Source organism: Streptomyces sp. C1-1 (assembly GCF_050214755.1).
In the GTDB taxonomy this organism is placed as follows: domain Bacteria; phylum Actinomycetota; class Actinomycetes; order Streptomycetales; family Streptomycetaceae; genus Streptomyces.
Map to the genome: position 1 here is coordinate 3,122,694 of NZ_CP189826.1, position 23,937 is coordinate 3,146,630.

Here is a 23,937-nt window from a genome sequence, read left to right on the forward strand (position 1 = left end):
GCCGGAGGCACATGTCACCCTGGACCCATGCCCGAAGGAGACACCGTCTGGCAGACCGCGAAACGCCTGCACACGGCCCTCGCGGGCAAGCCGCTGACCCGCAGCGACCTCCGCGTGCCCAAGTACGCCACGGCCGACCTGACGGGCCGGACCGTCCTGGACGTCACCCCGCGCGGCAAGCACCTCCTGACCCGCATCGAGGGCGGCCTCACCCTCCACTCGCACCTGCGGATGGACGGCGCCTGGAAGGTGTACGCGAACGGGCGCCGCTGGACCGGCGGCCCCTCCCACCAGATCCGCGTGATCCTGGGCACGGCGGACCAGACGGCCGTCGGCTACCGCCTCCCCGTACTCGAGCTCCTGCGCACCGCCGACGAGGACCGCGCCGTAGGTCACCTCGGCCCCGACCTCCTGGGCCCGGACTGGAACCCCGAGCAGGCGCTCGCGAACGTCCTCGCCGATCCCGACCGACCCCTGGGCGAGGCCCTGCTGGACCAGCGCAACCTCGCGGGGATCGGCAACGTCTACAAGTGCGAGCTCTGCTTCCTGCTCGGCGTCACGCCCTGGCTCGCGGTCGGCGCCCTGCCCTCCGAGCGCGCGGCGAAGCTGCCGGAGCTGGCCAAACGGCTCCTGGAGGTCAACCGCGACCGCCCGATCCGCACCACCACGGGCCGCCGCGGCCAGGACCTGTTCGTGTACGGCCGTGCGCCCCGCCCCTGTCTGCGCTGTGGCACGTCCATCCGCGTGGCCGACCAGGGCGACGGCTCGCGCGAGCGCCCCACCTACTGGTGCCCCCACTGCCAGGCGGGCCCGACCCCGGGCTCCCGTACCCACCGCGGAACCCCACCCCGCACGACTAATTGACGGAGCGTCAGAAACACTCGTACCGTCCCTACATGCCCGTAACGGCGTACGACCTCACCGGACGGACCGCTTTCGTCACCGGAGCGGCGGCCGGCATCGGCCGCGCCTCGGCCCTGCTGCTGGCCGAGGCCGGCGCCACGGTCCACTGCGCGGACCGGGACGCGCAGGGCCTGCACGAGACGGCGACCCTCATCAAGGACGCAGGCGGCACGGCCCACACGCACCACCTCGACGTCACCGACCGCGAGCAGCTCCACCAGGCCGTCGCATCCTGCGAGCAGCTGCACGTGATGGCAGCGATCGCCGGAATCATGCACAGCAGCCCGGTACTGGATACACGGGACGAGGACCTCGACCGCGTCCTGAACGTCAACTTCAAGGGAGTTCTCCACGCCTGCCAGGAGGCGGCCCGCGCGATGCTGGCCCGCCGCACCCCCGGCAGCATCATCACCATGGCCTCCAGCGCCATCGACACCGGCCGCCCGGGCCTGCTCTGCTACGGCGCCGCCAAGGCGGCCGTCGTCCAGCTGACGAAGACGCTGGCGAGCGAGGTGGGACGCCAGGGCATCCGCGTCAACGCGGTCGCACCGGGCTGGACGCGCACGCCCATGACCGAACGCCACGAGGCCGCGGAACAGGAGCGGACCGAGACACTGATGGCGCGGTTGTCGCCGCTGGGCCGGGTGGGCGAGCCACAGGACGTCGCCCACACCGTGCTCTACCTCGCCTCGGACGCCTCGGGCTTCATGACGGGCCAGATCCTGCGTCCGAACGGCGGAGTGGCGATGCCGTGGTGACGTGCGCCGTCCGCCAGGCCGCCCCCCACCGGCCCGCCCGCATGGCTCCGGCGGCCCGTCCCTTGGGCACACAGTGCACCGGCAGCAGGCTCACCCCCCACCCTCCGGCCACGACCGCCCCCTCCAGCACCCCGGCGCCCGGCGCCAGTGCCAGCCGCAGCACGGCACACCACCACAGCACCCCGAGTGCGAGCGCCACCCCCCGGCGCGCCATCGGCAGTGCCATGGATCCACCTCCAGCCCGACGCTAATCCGACCCGCTCACCACCAGACAGGGCGCACGACCGGCACACGGGCGTACCCCTCGGGAGTGGTGTGCCGTCCGGGCGTCGGCTGCTCAGCCGTTCTCCGCCTGGAACATCCAGTGATGCTTCTCGAGATCCGCCGTGATCCCGATGAGAATGTCCTGGCTGACGGGATCCGCCTCCCCGGTGGCCGCCACCCGCTTCCGCATCCTGCCGATCACCGCGCCCAGGGCGTCCACGAGGGTCCTTACCGCGTCCGTGTCCTTGACCCACCCGTCGGACACCGCCCCGATCCCGCTGCCGGCGGCCACCGTGGCGGCGCGCCCGTCGGGCGGTACACCCAGTGCCGAGGCCCGTTCGGCCACCGTGTCGGAGTGGGTCCGCGCGACGTCCACGACCTCGTCGAGCTGGAGATGCACCGAGCGAAAGCGCGGCCCGACCACGTTCCAGTGGACCTGCTTCGCGACGAGGGAGAGGTCGAGGAGGTCGACGAGCGCCCCCTGCAACGCCTCGGAGACGGCCTTCAGGTCCGTGCCGGACAACGGGCTCTTCACGACGTACATCCGCGTGCTCCGATTCTGTGTGCGGCCCCGAGTCCCGTCCCCCGCCTCCCCACCATGCACGAAAGCCCCGTACCGCGCCTCTCCGGATCATCCGGAGAAGCCCCGGTCGGGGCCTCGCACACTTCGTGGTGCGTCGTCAGGTCAAGCGCACATCCGCGTGAACGTCACGCGGCGACCACGTCCACCGCCTCGGCGGGCGCCTTGATGGTCACCCTTTCCGGAGGCACACCGGTCACCGAAACGGAACCCAGCATCGGGCGAACCGGTGCCGGCGAGGCGGCCGCAGCGGACTGGGCCAGCTCGGCGAGTGCGAGTTCGTCGCTCACTTCCCGCATGAGTTCGGACATCCGTACGTCCAGCGCGTCGCAGATGGCGGCGAGCAGCTCGGAGGAAGCCTCCTTCTGCCCCCGCTCCACCTCGGAGAGATAGCCGAGTGAGACTCGGGCGGACGAGGAGACTTCGCGCAGAGTACGGCCCTGGCGTTGGCGCTGCCGACGCAGCACGTCACCCAGCAGGCGACGGAGCAGAATCATCGGTGGCTCCCTCCTCGGACCGCGTAGCCGCATCCTTCACGCCCCACCGTACCGCCTTGCGCCGCGGCCGTGCGGGGAGCGATGTCGTGTTCACTCAGGGCTGCAAACATCAAAACCCCCCGTTCTGTTCCGTATCCTGTGCCCGCTCATTCCCACTGTGTTCGCCCGCAAGCTCCGTCAGGAGCAGTGCGAGTACGCTCCGTACACTCTCTCTACGAATTTCCGCACGGTCGCCGTTCAACCGCAGGGCCTCTACTTTTCCGCCAGAGGCAGAACCGGAACCAGGGCCGAAGGGCCCGTCGACGGCCACGAAAACCGTCCCGACGGGCCGGCCGTCCTGCGGTTCCGGGCCCGCGACGCCGGTCGTCGAAACGCCCCAGTCGGCGCCGAGCGCCTTGCGTACTCCGGCCGCCATCTGGGCCGCGACCTGCGGATCCACGGCTCCGTGCTCGGCCAGCAGGCCGGCGTCCACACCCAGCAGCTCGTGCTTGAGTTCGGTGGCGTACGCCGTCACCGAGCCCCGGAACACCTTGGACGCCCCGGGGACGTCGGTGACCTCCGCCGCGACCAGCCCGCCCGTGAGGGACTCCGCGACGGCGAGGGTCTGCCCCTTCACTGTCAGTAGTCTCACCACGTCAGCGGCCTGGGAACTCACGCTTCCGTCTCCTCCAACGCGGCCTTGCGCTCGGCGATTCCCTGCCTGCGCAGCACAATGGCTTGTCTCACATAGTCGAGTCCGGTCACCACCGTCAGGACGACGGCCGCACCCATCACCCAGAACCTCAGGCTGGCCAGCCATCCCGTCAGCGCCAGGATGTACATCCCGACCGCCACGCCCTGCGTGAGCGTCTTGAGCTTGCCGCCGCGGCTCGCCGGGATGACGCCGTACCGGATGACCAGGAAACGCAGCAGCGTGATCCCGAGTTCCCGGCCGAGGATGACGATCGTCACCCACCACGGCAGGTCGCCCAGCCCGGACAGACAGATCAGCGCCGCCCCCATGATCGCCTTGTCGGCGATGGGGTCGGCGATCTTCCCGAAGTCGGTGACGAGGTTGTAGGTACGGGCGAGGTGGCCGTCGAACAGGTCGGTGATCATGGCGACGGCGAACGCGGCCCAGGCGACCGAGCGCCAGGCCGGGTCGTAGCCGCCGTCGGCGAGCATCAGGACGACGAAGGCGGGGACGAGCAGCAGCCGGAGCATGGTGAGCAGGTTGGCGATGTTCCAGACGCTCGCCTGGTTGACGGCCGCGGCCGCGATCTTCGCGCCCCGCGGCGGCTTCGTGCCGCCTTCCGCTTCGGAAGAGGTGGCCGCGGCCTGCGAGGGACCCGTCTTGGAGGAGCCGTTCGCCGCCGATGCCGGGACTCCGGTCATCTGCCCGCCTCCTCACTGGACCCGAGCGAGCCCGCGAGCGGCTCGGCCACCAGGTCGACACCCTCCGTACCGACCACCTTGGCCTCGACGATACGGCCGACGCGCAGACCCGCGCCGCTCGTGAGCAGCACCTGGCCGTCCGTCTCGGGCGCCTGGTGCGCGCCCCGGCCGTACACACCCTCCTCGTCCACGGACTCCACGAGGACGTGCGCGGTCTCGCCCACGCGCTCCTCGGCCCGCTGCGAGACCAGTTCCTCGGCCAGCCGGGAGATGTGGGCCAGCCGCTCGGCGACGACGTCCTCGTCCAGCTTGTTCTCGTACGTCGCCGCCTCGGTGCCCTCCTCGTCGGAGTAGCCGAAGACGCCGATGGCGTCCAGGCGCGCACCGTTGAGGAACCGCTCCAGCTCCGCGAGGTCGGCCTCGCTCTCGCCAGGGAAGCCGACGATGAAGTTGGAGCGCACGCCCGCCTGGGGGGCCTTGGCCCGGATGGTGTCGAGCAGTTCCAGGAAGCGGTCGGTGTCGCCGAAGCGGCGCATGGCGCGCAGCACGCCGGGCGCGGAGTGCTGGAAGGACAGGTCGAAGTACGGGGCGACCTTCGGGGTGGAGGTCAGGACGTCGATCAGCCCGGGACGCATCTCGGCCGGCTGGAGGTAGCTGACGCGCACCCGCTCGATGCCGTCGACCTCGGCGAGCTCGGACAGCAGGGACTCCAGCAGGCGGATGTCGCCCAGGTCCTTGCCGTAGGACGTGTTGTTCTCGGAGACCAGCATGATCTCCTTGACACCCTGCTCGGCCAGCCAGCGGGTCTCGTTCAGCACGTCGCTGGGGCGGCGGGAGATGAAGGAGCCACGGAAGGACGGGATGGCGCAGAAGGTGCAGCGCCGGTCGCACCCGGAGGCGAGCTTCACCGAGGCGACCGGGGAGCCGTCCAGCCGGCGGCGCAGGGGTGCCCGGGGGCCCGAGGCGGGCGCGAGGCCCTCCGGGAGGTCCACGGGGGCGTGCCCGGGCAGCGCGACCTCGGCCGCGGATTCCTGGCGCTCGGCGGGGCTGATCGGCAGCAGCTTGCGCCGGTCGCGGGGGGTGTGGGCGGCGTGGATGCCGCCGCTGAGGATGGTCTGCAGGCGGTCGGAGATGTCCGCGTAGTCGTCGAAGCCGAGCACACCGTCGGCCTCGGGGAGGGCCTCGGCGAGGTCCTTGCCGTAGCGCTCGGCCATGCAGCCCACCGCCACGACGGCCTGGGTTCTGCCGTGGCCCTTGAGGTCGTTGGCCTCCAGGAGGGCGTCGACGGAGTCCTTCTTGGCGGCCTCGACGAAGCCACAGGTGTTCACGACCGCGACGTCCGCGTCCGCGGCGTCCTCCACGAGGTCCCAGCCGTCCGCCTCCAAGCGGCCTGCGAGCTCCTCCGAGTCCACCTCGTTACGGGCGCAGCCAAGAGTGACGAGTGCGACGGTACGGCGTTCAGGCATGGGCTCAAGACTACTTTGTCCCGCTGACGGTCCACGTCGAAGGGCCCGGCCGATCCCGGCCGGGCCCCTCGGTGCTGTGTGCGGTCAGCCGACCTGGGGGTCGCCCTTCGTGTACGTCAGGCGCTCCACCGCGCCCGGCTGGAAGTCGTCCTCAATCTTCTTGCCGTTGACGTAGAGCTGGATGGCTCCGGCGTCACCGAGGACGAGATTGATCTTCTCGCTGTCCTGGAAGGTCTTGGAGTCGCCCTGGGCGAGGAGCCCGTCGAACAGGAGCCGGCCGTTGTGGTCCTTGGCGGAGATCCAGCTCTTTCCGTCGGGGGCCGTGACGCGGACGGTCACCTTGTCCTGGGGCGCGGCCGCGATGGCGCTGTCCGAGGGGTCGGACTTCGGGGTGGCGGACTTCTTGTCGTGCGGTGTCGGCGAGGCGGACTTGCTCTGCGTGGGCGTCGATCCCTCGGCGACCTGGGCCTTGGCGCCGCCGTCGTCGCCGCCCTTGAACGCCGTGAACCCGACGAAGCCGACCACGGCGACGATCGCGGCGACCATCGCCGCGGTCCAGTTCGGGCCGCGCCGCTCGGGGCGGATGCGTTCCGCCTCGAACAGCGGGGCCGCCGGGGTCGGGGCCGGGCGGCCGCCGTGATCGGCGTCGTACTGCGCGAGCAGCGGGGCCGGATCGAGGTGGACGGCCTTGGCCACGGTCCGGATGTGCCCGCGCGCGTAGACGTCCCCGCCGCAGGGGGCGAAGTCGTCCGCCTCGATGGCGTGCACGATGGCGATGCGGACCCGGGTGGCGTTGCTGACGTCGTCGACGGTCAGCCCGGCGTCGATGCGCGCCTGTTTGAGGGCGCGGCCGACGGAGAGGTGGGCTTGCTCGCGATCGTCTTCGAACGGACGCTCGTCTTCAGGGGAGTTGCCGATGGACACGGGGGCGCCTTTCGAGCGTTTTAGCCACCTGTGCTGGAGGTTCAGTCTATGGGGGGTGCGAAAGGGTGGGGCAACCGGACGGCCGAGGTTGTTAGCCCATCGGTATGGCCGGACACGCCGATGGTCGGGCAAGCGTTTGTCGCTTCCCTCAAGTTGACGTACGGGGAAGGGAAACGGTTGCTCAATGATCCCTTACGCGTGAGTCACGATCGGACATCGGTGGCGCACCCGCTCGGGTCCTTTCTCAAGCCTCCCCACGGATCACCGCGAGCACGCCGTCCAGTTCGTCAGCCTTCACAAGAACGTCACGAGCCTTGGACCCCTCACTCGGCCCAACGATGTTCCGGGACTCCATGAGGTCCATGAGCCGCCCGGCCTTGGCGAACCCGACGCGCAGCTTGCGCTGGAGCATGGACGTCGACCCGAACTGGGTGGACACCACCAGCTCGGCCGCCTGGCACAGCAGGTCGAGGTCGTCGCCGATCTCCTCGTCGATCTCCTTCTTCTGCTTGGTCCCGACGGTGACGTCGTCCCGGAAGACGGGCGCCATCTGGTCCTTGCAGTGCTGGACGATCGCCGCGACCTCCTCCTCGGTCACGAACGCGCCCTGCATACGGGTCGGCTTGCTGGCGCCCATCGGCAGGAAGAGTCCGTCGCCCTTGCCGATCAGCTTCTCGGCGCCGGGCTGGTCGAGGATGACGCGCGAGTCGGCGAGCGAGGAGGTGGCGAAGGCGAGCCGCGAGGGCACGTTCGCCTTGATCAGACCGGTGACGACGTCGACCGAGGGCCGCTGCGTGGCGAGGACCAGGTGGATGCCGGCCGCGCGCGCGAGCTGCGTGATGCGCACGATCGCGTCCTCCACGTCGCGCGGGGCGACCATCATCAGGTCGGCGAGCTCGTCGACGATCACCAGCAGGTACGGGTACGGCTGGAGCTCGCGCTCGCTGCCCTCCGGAGACTTCACCTTGCCGTTGCGGACGGCCTCGTTGAAGTCGTCGATGTGCCGGTAGCCGTACGCCGCAAGGTCGTCGTAGCGGAGGTCCATCTCGCGTACGACCCACTGGAGCGCCTCGGCGGCCCGCTTGGGGTTGGTGATGATCGGCGTGATCAGGTGCGGGATGCCCTCGTAGGCGGTCAGCTCCACGCGCTTGGGGTCGACGAGGACCATGCGCACGTCCTCGGGGGTCGCGCGGACCATGACCGACGTGATGAGGCAGTTGATGCACGACGACTTGCCGGAGCCGGTGGCACCGGCGACCAGGACGTGCGGCATCTTCGCGAGGTTGGCCATCACGTAGCCGCCCTCGACGTCCTTGCCGAGCGCGACCAGCATCGGGTGGTCGTCCTCGGCGGCCGCCGCGAGCCGCAGCACGTCGCCGAGGTTGACCATCTCGCGGTCGGTGTTGGGGATCTCGATGCCGACGGCGGACTTGCCGGGGATCGGGCTGATGATCCGCACGTCCGGGCTGGCGACGGCGTACGCGATGTTCTTCGTCAGCGCGGTGATCCGCTCGACCTTCACGGCCGGGCCGAGTTCGACCTCGTAGCGGGTGACCGTCGGCCCGCGCGTGAAGCCGGTGACGGCGGCGTCGACCTTGAACTCCGTGAAGACGTTCGTGAGGGAGGCGACGACCGCGTCGTTGGCGGCGCTGCGCGCCTTGCCGGGGCCGCCGCGCGTGAGGAGGTCGAGCGAGGGCAGCGCGTAGGTGATGTCCCCGGACAGCTGGAGCTGCTCCGCGCGCGCGGGCAGTTCGGAGGGCGCCTCCGGCGCGGGCTTGGTGAGGTCGGCGACCTCGACCTTGAGCTTCTCCTGCTTGGGGCGCGCGGCCGGGACCGGCGTCGGCGTGGGCAGCGTCTCCTCGCGGTCGCCCACGCTCACGCCCTGGGTGAGGTCCGCGACGACCGGCGACGGCGGCATCCCGTGCATGACGGCACCGTCCAGCGCGGCCGCGGCGGCCGCCGCGACGTCCACAGCGTCCATCTGACGGCCCATGTCGGGCTGGGGCACCGCGGAGCGCCTGGGGCGGCCCCGCCGCCGGGAGAGGGCCTCCTGCTCCGCGCTGTCGGGGTCGTACGGCTCGGGGGCGGATCCGCGCCGGCGCGCGCGGGCGGGAATCGCCTCGCGCCACTGCTCGTCGTAGCGCTGGTCCTCCTCGGTGGGTTCGCCCACGTACGGGTCGTGGACGATCCCGAGCCGCACCCCGAGCATCCGCAGCCGCTGCGGGATGGCGTTGACCGGGGTGGCCGTGACGACGAGCAGACCGAAGACCGTGAGCAGCACGAGCAGCGGTACGGCGAGTACCTCGCCCATGGTGTACGTCAGCGGGGTGGCCGCCGCCCAGCCGATGAGGCCGCCCGCGTCCCTTATGGCCTGCATGCCGTCGCTGCGGGCCGGCGAGCCGCAGGCGATGTGGACCTGGCCGAGCACGCCGATGGCGAGCGCGGACAGGCCGATGACGATGCGGCCGTTGGCCTCGGGCTTCTCGGGGTGCCGGATGAAGCGCGCGGCGATGACCGCCAGCAGTATCGGCACCAGCAGGTCGAGGCGGCCGAAGGAGCCGGTCACCAGGATCTCGACGAGGTCGCCGACGGGGCCGCGCAGGTCGGCCCAGGTGCCGGCGGCGACGATCAGGGCGAGGCCGAGGAGAAGGAGAGCCACGCCGTCCTTGCGGTGTGCGGGGTCGAGGTTCTTCGCTCCGTTCCCTATACCCCGAAAGACGGCGCCGACGGCGTGCGCGAGGCCGAGCCACAGCGCGCGCACCAGCCTGTAGATACCCCCGGTCGGGCTCGGCGCCGGCCTCGGCGGCGGCGCGGCCTTCTTCGCCGCGGCCTTCTTGGCGGGCGCCTTCTTCGCCGGGGCCCTTTTCGCGGCGGCCTTCTTCGCCGGAGCCGCCGCCTTCTTCGCGGGCTGCTTCTTGGCAGCGGAGGGACGTGAGGCCATAGGTGTGAGGTTACCGGTGGAGACGACGACGGACACGTGTGCCCACCGCTTCACCCGTTCGTGTCGCCCTTGACCGTGCGCGGAACTGACGCGTCCTCATGGGCAACTGCGCCTCACCCGGGCGTCAGTTCTGCGAGGGCACCGAGGGGGTGTTTCCGGCACCCGGCTCCAGCGCGTCCAGCGCCCGCCGCAAACCGGTGAGTTTGCGTTCGAGATGGGCCGCGGTGGCCACCGCCGCCGCGTCCGCCGAATCGTCGTCCAACTGCTTGGACAGCGCCTCGGCCTGCTCCTCGACGGCCGCGAGCCGCGCCGACAGCTCGGCGAGCAGCCCGGCCGGCTCCTTGGCGTCACCGACCGCGGACTTGCCTCCGCCGCCCTCCAACTGCAGGCGCAGCAGCGCCGCCTGCTCCCGCAGCTGGCAGTTCTTCATGTACAGCTCGACGAAGACCGAGACCTTCGCGCGCAGCACCCACGGGTCGAACGGCTTGGAGATGTAGTCCACCGCACCCGCCGCGTAGCCGCGGAACGTGTGGTGCGGGCCGTGGTTGATCGCGGTGAGGAAGATGATCGGGATGTCCCGGGTCCGCTCCCGCCGCTTGATGTGCGCGGCGGTCTCGAAACCGTCCATGCCCGGCATCTGGACGTCCAGCAGAATGACCGCGAAGTCGTCCGTGAGCAGTGCCTTGAGCGCTTCCTCCCCGGACGATGCCCGCACCAGTGTCTGATCGAGCGCGGAGAGGATGGCCTCCAGCGCCAGCAGATTCTCCGGCCGGTCATCGACCAGGAGGATCTTGGCCTTCTGCACCATGGCCCGCCCTCCTCGCCCCGGATGTGCACCGGGCGCCGCCCCTGGGGACGACTCCGTTTCGCCGCCCGTCCTTGTGCCGGTCATCGTAGCCGCACCCCGCCTGTCGCCACACCCTGTCACCGTGATGTCACTGTGCACGTAGCAGAAACGGACCGGGAGACCAGAAGGTTCCCCGTATCCCGTACTTCTACACGGCGTCGGCCACACTGCGTCAGCAACTCCGTGTGAACATCGATGATTCTCGTCACTCCCCCCGCATCCACTGCTCCATCACCGTCAGCAGGTGATCGGGGTCGACCGGCTTGGTCACGTAGTCGGAGGCGCCCGACTCGATCGCCTTCTCCCGGTCGCCCTTCATCGCCTTCGCCGTCAGCGCGATGATCGGCAGGCCCGCGAACTGGGGCATCCGGCGGATCGCGGTGGTCGTCGCGTACCCGTCCATCTCGGGCATCATGATGTCCATCAGGACGACCGCGACGTCGTCGTGCTGTTCCAGGACCTCGATGCCCTCGCGGCCGTTCTCGGCGTAGAGCACCGACAGACCGTGCTGCTCCAGGACGCTGGTCAGCGCGAACACGTTACGGATGTCGTCGTCGACGATCAGCACCTTCTGCCCACCGAAGCGGATGCCCCGGTGCACCTGCGGCTGCGCGGCCTGCTCGTCGGCCGGCCACTGCTCCGCCGCCACCGAGCCCTGGCCGGCGTCGAGCGCGTGCCTGCGGCGGCGCCTGAACAGGGCCGCGGCGCCGTTCTGGGCATGCTGGTACGACTTCACCTCCGCCGGCGTCTCGATCTCCACGTCGGAGAGCTGGGAGAGGTCCGACGCGGCCACCAGATCGCTCGCCCCGAGGGCCGCCACGGGCTGCTGGTAGCCCTGCGGCGGCAGTTCGCTGGGATGCAGGGGCAAATACAGCGTGAACGTCGAGCCGCGCCCCGGTTCGCTCTGCGCGTGGATCTCGCCGCCGAGCAGCTGGGCGATCTCCCGCGAGATCGAGAGCCCCAGGCCCGTACCGCCGTACTTGCGGCTGGTGGTGCCGTCGGCCTGCTTGAACGCCTCGAAGATCACTCGCATCTTGCTGGCCGCGATACCGATGCCGGTGTCGGTCACCGAGAAGGCGATCAGGCCGGCGTCCGGATTGCTGAGCGAGCCGGTCTCCAGCAGCTGCTCCCGGATGGCCATGGGCACGTCCGACCCGGCGGGCCGGATCACCAGCTCCACGGAGCCGGAGTCGGTGAACTTCACGGCGTTCGACAGCAGGTTGCGCAGCACCTGCAGGAGACGCTGCTCGTCCGTGTGCAGCGTGGCCGGCAGCTCCGGCGAGACCCGTACGGACAGGTCCAGCCCCTTCTCCGCGGTCAGCGGCCGGAAGGTGGCCTCCACGTAGTCGACGAGCTGGACGAGCGCGATGCGCGTCGGGGAGACGTCCATCTTGCCCGCCTCGACCTTCGACAGGTCCAGGATGTCGTTGATCAGCTGCAGCAGGTCCGAGCCGGCTCCGTGGATGGTCTCGGCGAACTCGACCTGCTTGGGCGTGAGGTTGGCGTCCGCGTTGTCGGCGAGCAGCTTGGCCAGGATCAGCAGCGAGTTCAGCGGCGTCCGCAGCTCGTGCGACATGTTGGCCAGGAACTCGCTCTTGTAGCGCATCGAGACGGCCAGCTGCTCGGCGCGCTCCTCCAGGACCTGCCGCGCCTCCTCGATCTCGGTGTTCTTCACCTCGATGTCGCGGTTCTGCTGGGCCAGCAGCTCGGCCTTCTCCTCCAGTTCGGCGTTGGACGCCTGCAGGGCCTTCTGCCGGTTCTCCAACTCGGCCGACCGCTCCCGCAGTTGCTCGGTGAGCTCCTGCGACTGCTTCAGCAGCTGCTCGGTCTTGGTGTTCACCGAGATGGTGTTGACGCTGGTCGCGATCATCTCGGCGATCTGGTTGAGGAAGTCCTTCTGGATCTGCGTGAAGGGCGTGAAGGAGGCCAGCTCGATGACGCCGAGGACCTTCCCCTCGAACAGCACCGGCAGGACGATCACCTGGGCGGGCGGTGCCTCGCCGAGACCGGAGGAGATCTTCAGGTAGCCGCTGGGCGCGTTCTCCACCAGGATCGTGCGCTTCTCCTGGGCGGCCGTCCCGATCAGCGCCTCGCCGGGCCGGAACGACGTCGGCATGGAGCCCATCGAGTAGCCGTACGAGCCCAGCATCCGCAGCTCGTACTGGTCCTCGGCGTCGGCGCTCAGGTCCTGGCCGTCCATGAGCGGCATCGTCAGGAAGAACGCGCCGTGCTGGGCGGAGACCACCGGCGTCAGCTCGCTCATGATCAGCGAGGCGACGTCCTGCAGGTCGCGGCGGCCCTGCATCAGCGCGGAGATACGGGCCAGGTTGCCCTTGAGCCAGTCCTGCTCCTTGTTGGCGATCGTGGTGTCGCGCAGGTTGGCGATCATCTTGTTGATGTAGTCCTGCAGTTCCTGGATCTCGCCGGAGGCGTCGACGTCGATCTTCAGGTTCAGGTCGCCCCTGGTCACCGCGGTGGCCACGCGCGCGATGGCACGCACCTGCCGGGTGAGGTTCCCGGCCATCTCGTTCACGGACTCGGTGAGGTCGCGCCAGGTGCCGTCGACGTCACGCACGCGTGCCTGACCGCCCAGCTGGCCCTCGGTGCCCACCTCGCGGGCGACTCGGGTGACCTCCTCCGCGAAGGACGACAGCTGGTCGACCATCGTGTTGATCGTCGTCTTCAGCTCCAGGATCTCGCCCCGGGCGTCGATGTCGATCTTCTTGGTCAGGTCGCCCTTGGCGATGGCCGTGGTAACCATGGCGATGTTGCGCACCTGACCGGTCAGGTTGGACGCCATCTGGTTCACGGACTCGGTCAGGTCCTTCCACGTACCGGCCACACCCGGTACGTGCGCCTGGCCGCCGAGGATGCCGTCCGTGCCCACCTCGCGGGCCACCTTGGTGACCTGGTCGGCGAACGAGCTCAGCGTCTTCACCATCGTGTTGAAGGTGTCGGCGAGCTGCGCGACCTCGCCGCGCGCCTCGATCGTCACCGTCCGCGTCAGGTCGCCGTTGGCGACCGCGTTGGCCACCTGGGAGATGTTGCGCACCTGCATGGTCAGGTTCTTGGCCATCAGGTTCACGTTGCCGCTGAGGTCCTTCCAGATGCCCGTGACACCCGGCACGTGCGCCTGGCCGCCCAGGATGCCCTCGGTGCCCACCTCACGGGCCACCCGGGTCACCTGCTCGGCGAAGGACGACAGCTGGTCCACCATCGTGTTGACGGTCGTGACGAGTTCGAGGATCTCGCCCTTGGCGTCGACGGTGATCTTCTTGGACAGGTCGCCCTTGGCGACCGCGGTCGTGACCTCGGCGATCTGGCGCACCTGGATGGTCAGGTTGTTCGCCATGAAGTTCACCGACTGCGTGAGGTCCTTCCAGGTGCCGGAGACGCCCTGCACCTCGGCCTGACCGCCGAGCTGGCCCTCCGTACCCACCTCGCGGGCGACCCTGGTGACCTCCTCCGCGAACGACGACAGCTGGTCCACCATCGTGTTCAGGGTGTTCTTCAGCTCCAGGATCTCCCCGCGCGCGTCCACGGTGATCTTCTGGGACAGGTCGCCTCGGGCCACCGCGGTGGCGACCTGGGCGATGTTGCGCACCTGGGCGGTGAGGTTGCCCGCCATGCCGTTCACGGAGTCGGTCAGGTCCCGCCACACGCCGGCCACGCCGGGCACCTGCGCCTGACCGCCGAGGCGGCCCTCGGTGCCCACCTCGCGGGCCACGCGGGTCACCTGGTCGGCGAATCCGGAAAGCTGGTCGACCATCGTGTTGATGGTGTTCTTGAGCTCCAGGATCTCCCCGCGCGCGTCCACGTCGATCTTCTGGGACAGGTCGCCCTGGGCGACCGCGGTCGTCACCTGGGCGATGTTGCGCACCTGGGCCGTCAGGTTGCCGGCCATGCCGTTGACGGAGTCGGTGAGCTCCTTCCACGTACCGGCCACACCCGGTACGACCGCCTGACCGCCCAGCCGGCCCTCGGTGCCCACGTCCCGGGCCATCCGCGTCACCTGGTCGGCGAAGGACGACAGCTGGTCCACCATCGTGTTCACGGTGTTCTTCAGCTGGAGCATCTCGCCGGAGACGTCCACGGTGACCTTCTGGGAGAGGTCGCCGTTGGCCACGGCCGTCGTCACCTGGGCGATGTTGCGCACCTGGCCGGTGAGGTTGCGGAACGCGGTGTTGACCGAGTCGGTCAGGTCCTTCCAGGTACCGGCCGCGCCCGGCACCTGGGCCTGGCCGCCCAGCTCACCCTCGACACCGACCTCGCGGGCCACGCGCGTGACCTCGGAACCGAAGGACTGCAGCTGGTCCACCATCCCGTTGACGGTGTTCTTCAGCTCCAGCATCTCGCCGGCCACGTTGACGGTGACCTTCTGGGAGAGGTCACCGTTGGCCACGGCCGTCGTCACCGCGGCGATGTCCCGCACCTGGATGGTGAGGTTCCGGAAGACCGTGTTGACGGAGTCGGTGAGGTCCTTCCAGGTACCGGCCGCGCCGGGAACGTTCGCCTGCCCGCCCAGCTGCCCCGCGGCACCGACCTCGTTGGCCACACGCGTGACCTCGTCCGCGAAGATCCGCAGCGTCTCGGTCATCTGGTTGATCGTGTCCGCGAGCTGCGCGACCTCGCCGCGCGCCGAGACGGTCACCTTCTGCGACAGGTCGCCGTTGGCGACCGCGGTGGTGACCTGGGAGATACCGCGCACCTGGGCCGTCAGGTTGCCGGCCATCAGGTTCACCGAATCGGTGAGGTCCTTCCACACGCCGGCCACACCGGGCACCTGCGCCTGACCGCCGAGCTCGCCCTCCGTGCCCACCTCGCGCGCGACCCGGGTCACCTCGGAGGAGAACGACGACAGCTGGTCCACCATCGTGTTGACGGTGTTCTTCAGCTCCAGCATCTCGCCCGCGACGTGAACGGTGACCTTGCGCGACAGATCGCCCTTGGCCACCGCCGTCGTCACCAGGGCGATGTCCCGCACCTGGGCCGTCAGCCGGTACGCCATCGTGTTGACGGAGTCCGTGAGGTCCTTCCACGAACCCGACATGCCACGCACGCGTGCCTGGCCGCCCAGCTTGCCCTCGGTGCCCACCTCGCTGGCCACGCGCGTGACCTCGTCGGTGAACGTCGACAGCTGGTCGACGAGGTTGTTCACCGTCCGCCCGACCTTCAGGAACTCGCCGCGCAGCGGATGCCCCGTCCCGTCCGGCGCCTGCGTCCGCAGCTCCATCCGGGGCGAGAGATCACCCTCGGCGACCGCGGAGAGCACCCGCCCGACCTCGGAGACGGGCCGTACGAGGTCGTCCACGAGGGCGTTGGAGGCCTCGATGGCGGCCGCCCAGGAACCCTCGTAGGCACCCGTCTCCAGGCGCTCGGTGAGCTTGCCCTCGCGGCCCACCATGCGCCGTACCCGGGACAGCTCGCCCGTCAGATGCAGATTGCGGTCGGCCACCTCGTTGAAGACGGCGGCGATCTCCGACATCACGCCGTCGCCGGACACGGTCAGCCGTTTCCGGAAGTTCCCGTCACGCATCGCCACGAGGGCCGCCAGCAGTCGGTTCAGGGCCGCCGTGTCCACCGCGGTGCTGCCACCGCGTGGTGAGCGCTGGTTGTCCAGGGACTGTCCGCCTTTCGCGCGCGTCTTAGTGCCCCGCGTCGCTGCGCCAGACTCCACTGTGTCCCTCCCGCAGGGGTCGACCGTTACTGCTGTGCTCCGCCACTACTGCTCGCGGTTCCCGTTACTGCTGCGTATTTCTGCCGGATATACCAGGCCGCACCCCGGGCTGCTGCCCACTGCATACGGAAGTCACTCGGCCTGCCCGGACCTTCACAAGAAGCTTGCCCAGTGTTTCACCCTGGCTGAACCCGGCCATAACAGTTCGGCAGCTTCGCACATCGTCCGCACACCCTCTGGGCGGAAACACTGCAGACCGGCATCCGCACGGCCGTCGAAGGTAAGTAACCTTGCATGCGGCTGTCCAGCCGCGCCGGTCCGTCCGGCCTGGGCGGTGGTACGAGAACGAGCGGGCATCGGAGGGACGGCCGGACACATGACCACCGGACTGATCCCCGGGGGACAGCCCCCGGAGCGGCCGACGGGCACGCGCATGCCGCATCAGCGGGGCGAGCCGGTCGGCCACGGAGCCCTGCACGTCGACAACAGGCCGAGGAGTTCTGTGATCACCGCGCGCGCGGCCGCCAGCTTCGAGCCCGTCGGGCGATCCGTAGCGACCGCCCGCTCCTTCGTCCGCGACACCTTGCAGGGCTGGGGGTTCGCCGACATCGTCGACGACGCCGTCGTCCTCACCAGTGAGCTGGTGACCAACGCGGTGGTGCACGCGGGCACTTCCGCCGACGTCCTGTGCCTGCGCACCGACGAAGGCGTACGGGTCGAGGTGGCCGACCACTACCCGGAACGCGAGATCCCCCTCCAGGGCTCCCCGGTCAACATGGGCAGCCCCGACCGCGAGGGCGGCCGCGGACTCCAGCTGTGCGCGGCGCTGGCGGGCCGCTGGGGCGTGGAGTACACGCCCACCCACAAGCAGGTCTGGTTCCAGCTCGACCTCCCCGAGCGCGCCGTGGGCACCCGCGCGGCGGGCCCCTCGCTCCCCGCCGACCTCCTCCCGCTCGCCGACGGCAGAGTCCGGGTCGCGGTCGTCCAGATCGACCGCACCGGCTCCATCTCGTCCTGGAACGAGGACGCGGAGGAGCTCTTCGGCTACCCCGCCGAACAGGTGATCGGAAAGCCTCTCACCGATCTCGCCGCCTGGCCGCACACCCCCGGCACCAGCACCGGCATCGCGGAAGCGCTCCAGCTCTCCCGCTGGGAGGGCAGCTACGGCATAAGGGGCGCCAACGGCCGTGTGACCCCGGTCTACGCCTCCCACCTCCGCGTCCGCGACACGGGCGGCGAACCCTCCACCGTCTGTCTCCTGGTCCGCGACCACGAGCGGGCCGTCCTGCAGACGCCGCTGCGCGTTCCCTCCTCCGACTCCGTCACCCACGCCGAGGGCCAGAGCACCGACCCCTTCGAGGTGTTCATCGGCTCCCCCGCCCCGGACGACCTCGACGGCCTCCTGCAGCGCACGGTCGAGCGGGCCCGCGACATGCTCGACGCGGACTCGGCCTTCCTGCTCCTCGCTACCGACGACGAGACGGAGCTGGAGGTCCGCGCCTCGACCGGCCTGCCCTCCGCCCGGCAGCGCTTCGCGCGCGTGCCCGTCGAGGCGGGCCCCGGCCGCTACGGCTCGGCCCGCATGCCGGCGGTCCACGACGACCTGACGGCCGTCCCCGGCGCCGTACCGCTGCTGAGCGGCACGGGCATGCGCTCGGTCGTCACGGTACCCCTGAAGGTCGAGGGCCGCCTGACCGGCTCCCTGGGCGTCGCGGCCGAGTCCCCCGGCAGATACTCCAACGAGGAGGCCCTGCGCCTGCAGTTCGCGGCCGACCGCATCGCGCTGGCCGTCGAGTCGGCGCGTCTGGGCGAGCTGGAGCGGCTGCGCAGGGGCTCGCTCAGCTTCCTGGTGGAGGCCTCCGACCTGCTGGCCGGCACCCTGGACCGCGACCAGACCCTGGCCCTGATGGCCCAGATGACGGTTCCCACCCTGGCCACCTGGTGCGCGGTCTACACGATCGCCGACCAGGCCTCCGAGCCGTACCTCTCCTACGTTCTGCACGAGGACGAGGAACTCATCGACGGCATCAAGTCGTTGCTCTCGAAGGTCCCCCCGCCGGACCCGGTGCCGACCCCGGGCGCACGCGTCTGGTCCGCCCCCGGCGAGGTCGCCCACCAGGCGGCCCTGCGCAGCTCCATGCGCAGCCTCGGCCTGTCCGGCGGCCCGACCCGCCAGGTCGCCTCCGGGATCGGCCCCACGCTCGCCACGGCGTCCGCCGTGGGCGGCGAGACGGTCGTCCTGCCGCTGGTGGCCCGCAACCGCGTCATCGGCATGCTGACGCTCGGCAAGCCCACCGACGAACACTTCCGCCAGGAAATCCTGGAACTGGCCGAGGACTTGAGCCGACGGGCCGCCCTGGCGCTGGACAACGCCCGCCTGTACTCGGAGCGCACGGCGATCAGCCAGTCCCTCCAGCGCAGCCTCCTGCCGCCCGAGCTCCCGGAGATCGACGGCGTCGAGGTCGAGGTCATCTACCGCGCGGCCGGCGAGGGCAACGAGGTCGGCGGCGACTTCTACGACCTCTTCCCGATCAGCGACGGCGCCTACGGCTTCGCCATCGGCGACGTCTGCGGTACGGGCCCGAACGCGGCGGCCGTCACGGGCCTGGCACGCCACGCCCTGCGGCTGCTCGCCAGAGAGGGTTTGAGCGGCCCGGCGGTCCTGGAGCGCCTCAACTCGGCGATCCTCGACGAGGGAGCCCGCAGCCGCTTCCTGACGCTGCTCTACGGCGAGCTGCGCCCCCAGGAGGACGGCAGCGCGGAACTGAAGGTGGTCTGCGCCGGCCACCCCCTGCCGCTCCGCCTGCGCCAGGACGGCACGGTCGAACCGGCCGCCGAGCCCCAGCCGCTGCTGGGCGTCATGGAGGACCTGGACCTGTACGAGGAGACCATCACCCTCGACCCCGGTGACGTCCTGCTGTGCGTCACGGACGGCGTCACGGAGCGCCGCGAAGGTACGCGCATGCTGGGCGACGACGGCCTCACCGACGTCCTCACGACCTGTACGGGTCTGACGGCGGGCGCGGTCGCCGCACGCATCATGCGCGCCGTCGAGCGCTTCGCGTCGGACGCCCCGTCCGACGACATGGCGATCCTGGCGATGCGGGTCCCGGGCCTCCACAAGGACTGAACGCGAAAGAACCCCCGCCCGAAAGGGCGGGGGTTCTTTTTGTCGGAGCCCCCTAACGGAATCGAACCGTTGACCTTCTCCTTACCATGGAGACGCTCTGCCGACTGAGCTAAGGGGGCCTGTTGCCTTTTCGGGGTCTCCCCCGCTGCAACGGAATAGATCATACCCCGAACACTCGCGTGCTCCCAACCACGCTCAGAAGGCCGGCTGCAGCAGCCCACCCAGCGCGTTGCACGCGCCCACGATGCGCTGCATGTCCCGCTTCGTCAGCGCGGCGTCCACGGGCAGCGCGAGTGTCTCGTCCGCGGCCCGCTCGGTCTCCGGCAAGGACACGCAGCGCCGGAACTCCGGCAGCCGGTGCACCGGTGTCTTCACCGGCACCCGGCACTCAACTCCGCGTGCCCGCAAGGCCCGTGCGAAGGCGTCCCGGTCCGGTCGCCCGTTTCCCGGCACCCGCACGACGTACTGCTGGTAGGTGTGCCCGTCACCGCCATCGGGCGTGCGCACTCCCCGCAACTTGGCGTCGAGATAGGCGGCCCGCTCCCGGCGCTGCGCGATCTCGTCGTACGGCGCCTCGGACTCGCCCTGCTCCAGCACCAGAAGACCGTGCCGCTGACCGACGGCGTGCAATCGCGTGATGTCGGCGGGCCGTCCGAAGCGGTGTACGACAACGACGGCCGCGGTACGCGGAGTTGTCGCCGCCTCCACCGCGGACGCGTCGAGGCAGTAGGTGACCGGATCTATGTCGGCGAACACCGGCAGCGCTCCGGCCATGGCAACGGCCTCGGCGACCTCGACGTTCCCGAAGGCCGGCACGACGACTTCGTCACCGAGTCCGACACCGGCGGCCCTGAGCATTGCAGCAGTACCCATGCTGTGGATGCTCGTTGCGCAACGTGAACTTCAAGTGACGTGAAACAAAAAAGGGTTGGTCCCGGAACGTAAGTTCCGGGACCAACCCTGAATGATTGTTCGGCGGCGTCCTACTCTCCCACAGGGTCCCCCCTGCAGTACCATCGGCGCTGTAAGGCTTAGCTTCCGGGTTCGGAATGTAACCGGGCGTTTCCCTCACGCTATAACCACCGAAACACTATGAAGTTAGACCGGAAAAAAACACGGTCGTTGCCTCAGAACTAACACAGTGGACGCGAGCAACTGAGGACAAGCCCTCGGCCTATTAGTACCGGTCACCTCCACACGTTACCGTGCTTCCAGATCCGGCCTATCAACCCAGTCGTCTACTGGGAGCCTTACCCCATCAAGTGGGTGGGAGTCCTCATCTCGAAGCAGGCTTCCCGCTTAGATGCTTTCAGCGGTTATCCCTCCCGAACGTAGCCAACCAGCCATGCCCTTGGCAGGACAACTGGCACACCAGAGGTTCGTCCGTCCCGGTCCTCTCGTACTAGGGACAGCCCTTCTCAAGACTCCTACGCGCACAGCGGATAGGGACCGAACTGTCTCACGACGTTCTAAACCCAGCTCGCGTACCGCTTTAATGGGCGAACAGCCCAACCCTTGGGACCGACTCCAGCCCCAGGATGCGACGAGCCGACATCGAGGTGCCAAACCATCCCGTCGATATGGACTCTTGGGGAAGATCAGCCTGTTATCCCCGGGGTACCTTTTATCCGTTGAGCGACGGCGCTTCCACAAGCCACCGCCGGATCACTAGTCCCGACTTTCGTCCCTGCTCGACCCGTCGGTCTCACAGTCAAGCTCCCTTGTGCACTTACACTCAACACCTGATTGCCAACCAGGCTGAGGGAACCTTTGGGCGCCTCCGTTACTCTTTAGGAGGCAACCGCCCCAGTTAAACTACCCATCAGACACTGTCCCTGATCCGGATCACGGACCCAGGTTAGACATCCAGCACGACCAGACTGGTATTTCAACGACGACTCACCGCGAACTGGCGTCCGCGTTTCAAAGTCTCCCAGCTATCCTACACAAGCCGAACCGAACACCAATATCAAACTGTAGTAAAGGTCCCGGGGTCTTTCCGTCCTGCTGCGCGAAACGAGCATCTTTACTCGTAGTGCAATTTCACCGGGCCTATGGTTGAGACAGTCGAGAAGTCGTTACGCCATTCGTGCAGGTCGGAACTTACCCGACAAGGAATTTCGCTACCTTAGGATGGTTATAGTTACCACCGCCGTTTACTGGCGCTTAAGTTCTCAGCTTCGCCCCACCGAAATGGAGCTAACCGGTCCCCTTAACGTTCCAGCACCGGGCAGGCGTCAGTCCGTATACATCGCCTTACGGCTTCGCACGGACCTGTGTTTTTAGTAAACAGTCGCTTCTCGCTGGTCTCTGCGGCCACCCCCAGCTCGAACAGCAAGTGTTCTCACCAGGTGTGGCCCCCCTTCTCCCGAAGTTACGGGGGCATTTTGCCGAGTTCCTTAACCATAGTTCACCCGAACGCCTCGGTATTCTCTACCTGACCACCTGAGTCGGTTTAGGGTACGGGCCGCCATGAAACTCGCTAGAGGCTTTTCTCGACAGCATAGGATCATCCACTTCACCACAATCGGCTCGGCATCAGGTCTCAGACACATGAGCGGCGGATTTGCCTACCACTCGTCCTACACCCTTACCCCGGGACAACCACCGCCCGGGATGGACTACCTTCCTGCGTCACCCCATCACTCACCTACTACCAGCTCGGGTCACCGGCTCCACCACTCCGACCTCGTCCGAAGACTCAGCCGGCGGCTTCACGGGCTTAGCATCACTGGATTCAATGTTTGACGCTTCACAGCGGGTACCGGAATATCAACCGGTTATCCATCGACTACGCCTGTCGGCCTCGCCTTAGGTCCCGACTTACCCTGGGCAGATCAGCTTGACCCAGGAACCCTTAGTCAATCGGCGCAAACGTTTCTCACGTTTGTATCGCTACTCATGCCTGCATTCTCACTCGTCAACCGTCCACAACTACCTTCCGGTGCTGCTTCACCCGGCAGACGACGCTCCCCTACCCATCACAGCGGGCGTTGGCCCTCATGCTGCAATGACACGACTTCGGCGGTACGCTTGAGCCCCGCTACATTGTCGGCGCGGAATCACTAGACCAGTGAGCTATTACGCACTCTTTCAAGGGTGGCTGCTTCTAAGCCAACCTCCTGGTTGTCTCTGCGACTCCACATCCTTTCCCACTTAGCGTACGCTTAGGGGCCTTAGTCGATGCTCTGGGCTGTTTCCCTCTCGACCATGGAGCTTATCCCCCACAGTCTCACTGCCGTGCTCTCACTTACCGGCATTCGGAGTTTGGCTAAGGTCAGTAACCCGGTAGGGCCCATCGCCTATCCAGTGCTCTACCTCCGGCAAGAAACACACGACGCTGCACCTAAATGCATTTCGGGGAGAACCAGCTATCACGGAGTTTGATTGGCCTTTCACCCCTAACCACAGGTCATCCCCCAGGTTTTCAACCCTGGTGGGTTCGGTCCTCCACGAAGTCTTACCTCCGCTTCAACCTGCCCATGGCTAGATCACTCCGCTTCGGGTCTTGAGCGTGCTACTAAAACGCCCTGTTCGGACTCGCTTTCGCTACGGCTACCCCACCCGGGTTAACCTCGCAACACACCGCAAACTCGCAGGCTCATTCTTCAAAAGGCACGCAGTCACGAGAACAAGGCAAGCCTTGTTCCGACGCTCCCACGGCTTGTAGGCACACGGTTTCAGGTACTATTTCACTCCGCTCCCGCGGTACTTTTCACCATTCCCTCACGGTACTATCCGCTATCGGTCACCAGGGAATATTTAGGCTTAGCGGGTGGTCCCGCCAGATTCACACGGGATTTCTCGGGCCCCGTGCTACTTGGGTGTCTCTCAAACGAGCCGCTGACGTTTCGACTACGGGGGTCTTACCCTCTACGCCGGACCTTTCGCATGTCCTTCGCCTACATCAACGGTTTCTGACTCGTCCTGCCGCCGGCAGACGACAGAAGAGAGATCCCACAACCCCCACGACGCAACCCCTGCCGGGTCTCACACGTCGTAGGTTTGGCCTCATCCGGTTTCGCTCGCCACTACTCCCGGAATCACGGTTGTTTTCTCTTCCTGCGGGTACTGAGATGTTTCACTTCCCCGCGTTCCCTCCACTTGCCCTATGTGTTCAGGCAAGGGTGACAGCCCATGACGACTGCCGGGTTTCCCCATTCGGACACCCCCGGATCAAAGCCTGGTTGACGACTCCCCGGGGCCTATCGTGGCCTCCCACGTCCTTCATCGGTTCCTGGTGCCAAGGCATCCACCGTGCGCCCTTAAAAACTTGGCCACAGATGCTCGCGTCCACTGTGCAGTTCTCAAACAACGACCAGCCACCCATCACCCCGAGCTTCCACTCGAGTTCACTGGGGCCGGCGACTGAGGAAAAACCATTCCCTCAGACACCCAACAGCGTGCCCGGCCGGCTCCCGCCCGGAGATCATGCGTTCCACGCTCTTGCGAGCAGTACTAGCAGCCTCCGACCCAGAACCCGGCCGAATAGTCAACGTTCCACCCATGAGCAACCAGCATCAGACATTCGCCGATGTACTGGCCTCTGACCGAGCGAACTCGGTAAGAAGTGCTC

The 23,937-nt window shown here is 68.2% G+C and carries 14 protein-coding genes, 1 tRNA gene and 2 rRNA genes; 3 read left to right on the forward strand and 14 right to left on the reverse strand.

The window, feature by feature from the left end:
• Positions 1 to 27 precede the first annotated feature (27 nt).
• Both ACQF4J_RS14075 and ACQF4J_RS14080 read left to right on the forward strand, forming a co-directional pair.
• The gene (locus ACQF4J_RS14075) at positions 28 to 864 is read left to right on the forward strand and encodes an Fpg/Nei family DNA glycosylase (RefSeq protein ID WP_351799242.1); all 837 of its coding nucleotides are present in this window, start codon (positions 28 to 30) and stop codon (positions 862 to 864) included.
• A gap of 32 nt (positions 865 to 896) precedes the next feature.
• Positions 897 to 1,661 (forward strand): SDR family NAD(P)-dependent oxidoreductase, encoded by a 765-nt coding sequence (locus ACQF4J_RS14080; RefSeq protein ID WP_427165732.1) that lies wholly within the window; start codon positions 897 to 899, stop codon positions 1,659 to 1,661.
• Here ACQF4J_RS14080 and ACQF4J_RS14085 read toward each other — a convergent pair.
• The 10 genes from ACQF4J_RS14085 to ACQF4J_RS14130 all read right to left on the reverse strand — a co-directional run bounded on the left by ACQF4J_RS14085 (position 1,609) and on the right by ACQF4J_RS14130 (position 16,231).
• Positions 1,609 to 1,887: a hypothetical protein gene (locus ACQF4J_RS14085; RefSeq protein ID WP_427165733.1), complete on the reverse strand. Its 279-nt coding sequence runs from the start codon at positions 1,885 to 1,887 to the stop codon at positions 1,609 to 1,611. The two genes, ACQF4J_RS14080 and ACQF4J_RS14085, sit on opposite strands and share 53 nt — an antisense overlap.
• A gap of 111 nt (positions 1,888 to 1,998) precedes the next feature.
• Positions 1,999 to 2,469, reverse strand: coding sequence for a Dps family protein (locus ACQF4J_RS14090; RefSeq protein WP_351577645.1), 471 nt, complete (start codon positions 2,467 to 2,469; stop codon positions 1,999 to 2,001).
• A 164-nt stretch (positions 2,470 to 2,633) separates the two neighbouring features.
• Complete coding sequence (locus tag ACQF4J_RS14095; protein ID WP_058922588.1) at positions 2,634 to 3,002, reverse strand: helix-turn-helix domain-containing protein; 369 nt, start codon at positions 3,000 to 3,002, stop codon at positions 2,634 to 2,636.
• Between the two features lie 109 nt (positions 3,003 to 3,111).
• Positions 3,112 to 3,657 carry a CinA family protein gene (locus ACQF4J_RS14100; RefSeq protein ID WP_351577648.1) on the reverse strand — a complete coding sequence of 182 codons (546 nt, stop codon included), beginning with the start codon at positions 3,655 to 3,657 and terminating at the stop codon, positions 3,112 to 3,114.
• Entirely contained in the window at positions 3,654 to 4,376 is a 723-nt protein-coding gene (pgsA, locus tag ACQF4J_RS14105) for a CDP-diacylglycerol--glycerol-3-phosphate 3-phosphatidyltransferase (protein WP_351577651.1), read from the reverse strand. The genes ACQF4J_RS14100 and pgsA overlap by 4 nt, the downstream gene beginning before the upstream one ends.
• Positions 4,373 to 5,842, reverse strand: coding sequence for a 30S ribosomal protein S12 methylthiotransferase RimO (gene rimO / locus ACQF4J_RS14110; RefSeq protein ID WP_351577659.1), 1,470 nt, complete (start codon positions 5,840 to 5,842; stop codon positions 4,373 to 4,375). The genes pgsA and rimO overlap by 4 nt, the downstream gene beginning before the upstream one ends.
• A gap of 84 nt (positions 5,843 to 5,926) precedes the next feature.
• Entirely contained in the window at positions 5,927 to 6,766 is an 840-nt protein-coding gene (locus ACQF4J_RS14115; RefSeq protein ID WP_351799239.1) for a helix-turn-helix domain-containing protein, read from the reverse strand.
• Positions 6,767 to 7,010: 244 nt separating this feature from the next.
• Positions 7,011 to 9,707 (reverse strand): DNA translocase FtsK, encoded by a 2,697-nt coding sequence (locus ACQF4J_RS14120; protein ID WP_351577665.1) that lies wholly within the window; start codon positions 9,705 to 9,707, stop codon positions 7,011 to 7,013.
• 124 nt (positions 9,708 to 9,831) lie between these two features.
• Positions 9,832 to 10,515, reverse strand: coding sequence for a response regulator (locus ACQF4J_RS14125; RefSeq protein WP_427165734.1), 684 nt, complete (start codon positions 10,513 to 10,515; stop codon positions 9,832 to 9,834).
• A 244-nt stretch (positions 10,516 to 10,759) separates the two neighbouring features.
• The gene (locus ACQF4J_RS14130; protein WP_351577671.1) at positions 10,760 to 16,231 is read right to left on the reverse strand and encodes a HAMP domain-containing protein; all 5,472 of its coding nucleotides are present in this window, start codon (positions 16,229 to 16,231) and stop codon (positions 10,760 to 10,762) included.
• A gap of 376 nt (positions 16,232 to 16,607) precedes the next feature.
• On the opposite strand from ACQF4J_RS14130, the gene ACQF4J_RS14135 reads away from it, so the two are divergent.
• A complete protein-coding gene (locus ACQF4J_RS14135; RefSeq protein WP_351577674.1) occupies positions 16,608 to 19,361 on the forward strand; it encodes a SpoIIE family protein phosphatase in 2,754 nt (917 codons plus the stop codon).
• A gap of 46 nt (positions 19,362 to 19,407) precedes the next feature.
• Here the strand turns inward: ACQF4J_RS14135 and ACQF4J_RS14140 are convergent.
• The 4 genes from ACQF4J_RS14140 to ACQF4J_RS14155 all read right to left on the reverse strand — a co-directional run bounded on the left by ACQF4J_RS14140 (position 19,408) and on the right by ACQF4J_RS14155 (position 23,640).
• Positions 19,408 to 19,480: transfer RNA gene (locus ACQF4J_RS14140), tRNA-Thr, on the reverse strand.
• 76 nt (positions 19,481 to 19,556) lie between these two features.
• Positions 19,557 to 20,219 carry a DegT/DnrJ/EryC1/StrS family aminotransferase gene (locus tag ACQF4J_RS14145; protein ID WP_351577687.1) on the reverse strand — a complete coding sequence of 221 codons (663 nt, stop codon included), beginning with the start codon at positions 20,217 to 20,219 and terminating at the stop codon, positions 19,557 to 19,559.
• Between the two features lie 112 nt (positions 20,220 to 20,331).
• Positions 20,332 to 20,448 (reverse strand): 5S ribosomal RNA (gene rrf, locus ACQF4J_RS14150).
• 70 nt (positions 20,449 to 20,518) lie between these two features.
• A 23S ribosomal RNA gene (locus ACQF4J_RS14155) occupies positions 20,519 to 23,640 on the reverse strand.
• Positions 23,641 to 23,937 lie beyond the last annotated feature (297 nt).